The 5,485-nt window shown below is 55.9% G+C and carries 1 tRNA gene and 3 rRNA genes; all 4 read left to right on the forward strand.

Features of this window, described 5'->3' with window-relative positions:
• The first annotated feature begins 465 nt into the window (after nt 1–465).
• The 4 genes from C5C07_RS20195 to rrf all read left to right on the forward strand — a co-directional run bounded on the left by C5C07_RS20195 (nt 466) and on the right by rrf (nt 5,471).
• Nucleotides 466–1,938: ribosomal RNA gene (locus C5C07_RS20195) — 16S ribosomal RNA — on the forward strand.
• A 97-nt stretch (nt 1,939–2,035) separates the two neighbouring features.
• A tRNA-Ala gene (locus C5C07_RS20200) sits at nt 2,036–2,107 on the forward strand.
• Between the two features lie 216 nt (nt 2,108–2,323).
• A 23S ribosomal RNA gene (locus tag C5C07_RS20205) occupies nt 2,324–5,238 on the forward strand.
• A 111-nt stretch (nt 5,239–5,349) separates the two neighbouring features.
• Nucleotides 5,350–5,471, forward strand: a 5S ribosomal RNA gene (gene rrf / locus C5C07_RS20210).
• Together the 16S, 23S and 5S rRNA genes with 1 tRNA gene alongside form the textbook arrangement of a ribosomal RNA operon.
• Nucleotides 5,472–5,485: the final 14 nt, after the last annotated feature.

Consider the following 5,485-nt stretch of genomic DNA (forward strand, 5'->3'; position numbering starts at 1 on the left):
ATGTATCCCCGGCATTCGGATTAATGCGAAGAAGCGCACGGGGGCACTCCCCCCGAAGGCTTCCACCGAACGCCCCGACCCCAAGGTCGTCAGGCGCCCACCGGGATGACACACCTTCCCGGGGGTCGCCACGATACGACGGCCTTAAGTGGTCCAAGGCATTTCGGATGAATGCGAACGACACACCGCGATTGCAGGGCGATTCAACGCGTCCTGCCTCACCGGGCCAGAACCCACGGAGGTTCGAAGGGTTTATACCCACGAATCGCCTCGGTTCAGGTCCGAAGGAAATGAGGATTCCGCCCCTGCGGTACGCCGCAAGACGGTATCTGATGTTAGCCCTAGTAGTTCGGTGACATCCGAACGGATGTCATACGAACTCGGACCTTTGAACGGTGATTTGACAGCATTACGCTGCCATTCACCCGCCAAAACCCCGCGACCAGGTTTAAATGGTCGCGACCCATTCCGGTTGATCCTGCCGGAGGTCATTGCTATTGGGGTCCGATTTAGCCATGCTAGTTGCACGAGTTCACACTCGTGGCGAAAAGCTCAGTAACACGTGGCCAAACTACCCTACAGAGAACGATAACCTCGGGAAACTGAGGCTAATAGTTCATACGGGAGTCATGCTGGAATGCCGACTCTCCGAAACGCTCAGGCGCTGTAGGATGTGGCTGCGGCCGATTAGGTAGACGGTGGGGTAACGGCCCACCGTGCCGATAATCGGTACGGGTTGTGAGAGCAAGAGCCCGGAGACGGAATCTGAGACAAGATTCCGGGCCCTACGGGGCGCAGCAGGCGCGAAACCTTTACACTGCACGCAAGTGCGATAAGGGGACCCCAAGTGCGAGGGCATATAGTCCTCGCTTTTCACGACTGTAAGGCGGTCGTGGAATAAGAGCTGGGCAAGACCGGTGCCAGCCGCCGCGGTAATACCGGCAGCTCAAGTGATGACCGATATTATTGGGCCTAAAGCGTCCGTAGCCGGCCATGAAGGTTCATCGGGAAATCCGCCAGCTCAACTGGCGGGCGTCCGGTGAAAACCACATGGCTTGGGACCGGAAGGCTCGAGGGGTACGTCCGGGGTAGGAGTGAAATCCCGTAATCCTGGACGGACCACCGATGGCGAAAGCACCTCGAGAAGACGGATCCGACGGTGAGGGACGAAAGCTAGGGTCTCGAACCGGATTAGATACCCGGGTAGTCCTAGCTGTAAACGATGCTCGCTAGGTGTGACACAGGCTACGAGCCTGTGTTGTGCCGTAGGGAAGCCGAGAAGCGAGCCGCCTGGGAAGTACGTCCGCAAGGATGAAACTTAAAGGAATTGGCGGGGGAGCACTACAACCGGAGGAGCCTGCGGTTTAATTGGACTCAACGCCGGACATCTCACCAGCTCCGACTATAGTGATGACGATCAGGTTGATGACCTTATCACGATGCTATAGAGAGGAGGTGCATGGCCGCCGTCAGCTCGTACCGTGAGGCGTCCTGTTAAGTCAGGCAACGAGCGAGACCCGCACTTCTAATTGCCAGCAGCAGTTTCGACTGGCTGGGTACATTAGAAGGACTGCCGCTGCTAAAGCGGAGGAAGGAACGGGCAACGGTAGGTCAGTATGCCCCGAATGAGCTGGGCTACACGCGGGCTACAATGGTCGAGACAATGGGTTGCTATCTCGAAAGAGAACGCTAATCTCCTAAACTCGATCGTAGTTCGGATTGAGGGCTGAAACTCGCCCTCATGAAGCTGGATTCGGTAGTAATCGCATTTCAATAGAGTGCGGTGAATACGTCCCTGCTCCTTGCACACACCGCCCGTCAAAGCACCCGAGTGAGGTCCGGATGAGGCCACCACACGGTGGTCGAATCTGGGCTTCGCAAGGGGGCTTAAGTCGTAACAAGGTAGCCGTAGGGGAATCTGCGGCTGGATCACCTCCTAACGACCGAGACCACCCCGACGGGGTGGCTCACACGCGATCTTCCGAGTTCACCGATGACACCCGTTCGGACACCTTAGAACTACTAGGGCTAACACGGGCCCATAGCTCAGTGGTAGAGTGCCTCCTTTGCAAGGAGGATGCCCAGGGTTCGAATCCCTGTGGGTCCATGGTAAGCAGTACTCCACTCCGAAACGATCGTGCCCCTTAAGTGTGGCAAGACGTTTCGACAGAATGGATACTGACGACAGATGCACCATCCCGCGCAAGCGAGGTTGGGAAGGGTCGAAAACACGCCTCGGCTATCTCCGAGGGTGTTTGATGAAACCGTGTGTACGTGCAATCCAGGCGTCCACTGGACCCGTTCTCCGGGTCACAGTGACTATATCAACTGGCTACTGTGCCAGCTGGTGGATAGCTCGGCTCGAGAGCCGATGACGGACGTGCCAAGCTGCGAAAAGCTTCAGGGACCCGCATGGAGGGTAAGAACTGAAGATCTCCGAATGGGAATCCCCACGCAATTGCCTCGCGCAATGGGGAACGTTCCGAATTGAAACATCTTAGTAGGAACAGGAAAAGAAAGCAATCCGCGATGTCGTTAGTAACGGCGAGTGAACGCGATACAGTCCAAACCGAAGCCTTCGGGCAATGTGGTGTACGGACTACCCATAACGGACCTGGATCTTATGTGAAGTCTCCTGGAACGGAGCGTGATACAGGGTGAAAACCCCGTAACATAAGATTCAGATCCCGGGGTTGTTCCAGAATAGCGGGGGTTGGATATCCCTCGTGAATTTCGCAGGCATCAACTGCGAAGACTAAACACTCCTCGAGACCGATAGCGAACAAGTAGCGTGAGCGAACGCTGAAAAGCACCCCGAAAAGGGCGGTGCAATAGGGCTTGAAATCAGTTGGCGATAGAGCGACGTGGCATACAAGGTCACTCGACGAAAGAACTGGGAGCGATCCCGTAGTATGACTCGAGTGAAGCCGATGTTACGTCGTGCGTTTTGAAAAACGAACCATGGAGTGCATCTGACTGGCGAGTCTAAGGGGTGAACCCCCGGAGGCATAGGGAAACCGATACGGCCGCAGTCTTTGACCAGGGCCACCGTCTTCAAGGGCGGGGAGCCAACCGGATGCGACCCGAAACCAAGTGATCTACGCCGGAGCAGGGCGAAGCGTGGCGAAAGCTGCGTGGAGGCCCGTTAGAGTTGGTGTCCTACAATACCCTCTCGTGACTCTGGTGTAGGGGTGAAAGGCCCATCGAACTTGGCAACAGCTGGTTCCAACCGAAACATGTCGAAGCATGACCTCTGATGAGATAGTCTGTGAGGTAGAGCGACCGATTGGGAATCCGGACTCCGAGAGGAGTTCGCTTCCCTGTCAAACTCCGAACTTACAGACGTCGTAGACTCAGGGAGTCCGGTGTGCGGGGTAAGCTTGTGCACCGTGAGGGAGACAACCCAGAGCCAGGTTAAGGACCCAAAGTGTGGATTAAGTGTGATTGAAGATTGTCTCGAGCCCTAAACAGCCGGGAGGTGAGCTTAGAAGCAGCTACCCTCTAAGAATAGCGTAACAGCTTACCGGCCGAGGTTCGAGGCGTCTAAAATGATCGGGACTCAAATCCACCTCCGAGACCTGGCGGCGTGTCTTATGACACGATTCCGTAGGTTGGCATACTGCATGGGTGGAAGCACGGGTGAGAACTCGTGTGGACCGTGCAGCAACGAAAATCATGGTCTCAGTAGCAGCGAGAGTCGGGTGTGAACCCCGACGGCCTTACGCGCAAGGGTTCCTCGGCACTGTCAATCAGCCGAGGGTTAGTCGATCCTAAGTCTATCCGTAATTCGAAATAGATGAAAGGGAAACTGGTTAATATTCCAGTACCTTCTTGCACCAAACGTCGACGCTTTAGGAAACACCGAGCGGGGCCTTCGCCCCGTCGAATCACCGAAATTCGTGGAAGCCGTAACGGCACGAAGCGAACGAATGGTGAGATAGGGAAACTCGGCGGTACCTAGAGCCCGTGAAAAGACAAGCAAGAAGCTCGTACCGAGATCCGACACAGGTGCGCTGGCAGAGCAAGCCAAGGCCTGTCGGGATCAACCGACGTTAGGGAATTCGGCAAGTTAGTCCCGTAAGTTCGCGATAAGGGATGCCTGCTCTTGACCGAGCAGGTCGCAGTGACTCGGACGCTCCGACTGTCTAGTAACAACATAGGTGACCGCAAATCCGCAAGGACTCGTACGGTCACTGAATCCTGCCCAGTGCGGGTATCTGAACACCCATTACAATGGGACGAAGGACCCGTCAACGGCGGGGGTAACTATGACCCTCTTAAGGTAGCGTAGTACCTTGCCGCTTCAGTAGCGGCTTGCATGAATGGATCAACGAGAGCGTCACTGTCCCAACGTTGGGCCCGGTGAACAGTACGTTCCAGTGCGGAGTCTGGAGACCCCCAAGGGGAAGCGAAGACCCTATAGAGCTTTACTGCAGGCTGTCGCTGAGACGTGGTCGCTAATGTGCAGCATAGGTAGGAGCCATTACACAGGTACCCGCGCCAGCGGGCCACCGAGGCAACATTGAAATACTACCCGTTAGTGACTGCGACTCTCACTCCTGGCGGAGGACACCGGTAGCCGGGCAGTTTGACTGGGGCGGTACGCGCTCGAAAAGATATCGAGCGCGCCCAAAGATTTCCTCACGCGAGTCGGGAACTCGTGGAAGAGCGCAAGAGCAAACGGAAGTCTGACAGTGACATTCCCAACGAGTGTCGCTGACGCGAAAGCGTGGTCTAGCGAACCTACGAGGTTCATTCATGGGACCCGTAGATGACAGAAAAGCTACCTTAGGGATAACAGAGTCGTCACCCGCAAGAGCACATATCGACCGGGTGGCTTGCTACCTCGATGTCGGTTCCCTCCATCCTGCCTGTGCAGAAGCAGGCAAGGGTGAGGTTGTTCGCCTATTAAAGGAGGTCGTGAGCTGGGTTTAGACCGTCGTGAGACAGGTCGGCTGCTATCTATTGGGGGTGTTAAGGAACTTGACGTGAACGTTCGTATAGTACGAGAGGAACTACGAATGGGTGCCACTGGTGTACCGGTTGTCCGAGAGGGCAGATGCCGGGCAGCTACGCACCACGGGGTAAGAGCTGAACGCATCTAAGCTCGAAACCCACACGGAAAAGAAGTTCCACTGAGGACACTCGTAGAAGACGAGTTCGATAGACTCGGGGTGTACGCAACGAGGCAACGAGTTGTTAAGCCCGCGAGCACTAACAGTCCAAGCCACATTCATACGCACTGAGACCCGAGAACGGGTCCAGGCGCAAACTGGATTGCACGAACACATTGGTAAGACGGCCCGTCCGATATTGGTATGACAACGGTTCGATTCCGTTGATCGGCATTAAGGCGGCCAGAGCGGTGAGGTTCCACCCGTACCCATCCCGAACACGGCAGTTAAGCTCACCTGCGTTCTGGTCAGTACTGGAGTGAGCGATCCTCTGGGAAATCCAGTTCGCCGCCCCCACTCATACAGAGCCC

It is taken from the genome of Haloferax sp. Atlit-4N (assembly GCF_003383025.1).
Lineage (GTDB): Archaea > Halobacteriota > Halobacteria > Halobacteriales > Haloferacaceae > Haloferax > Haloferax gibbonsii.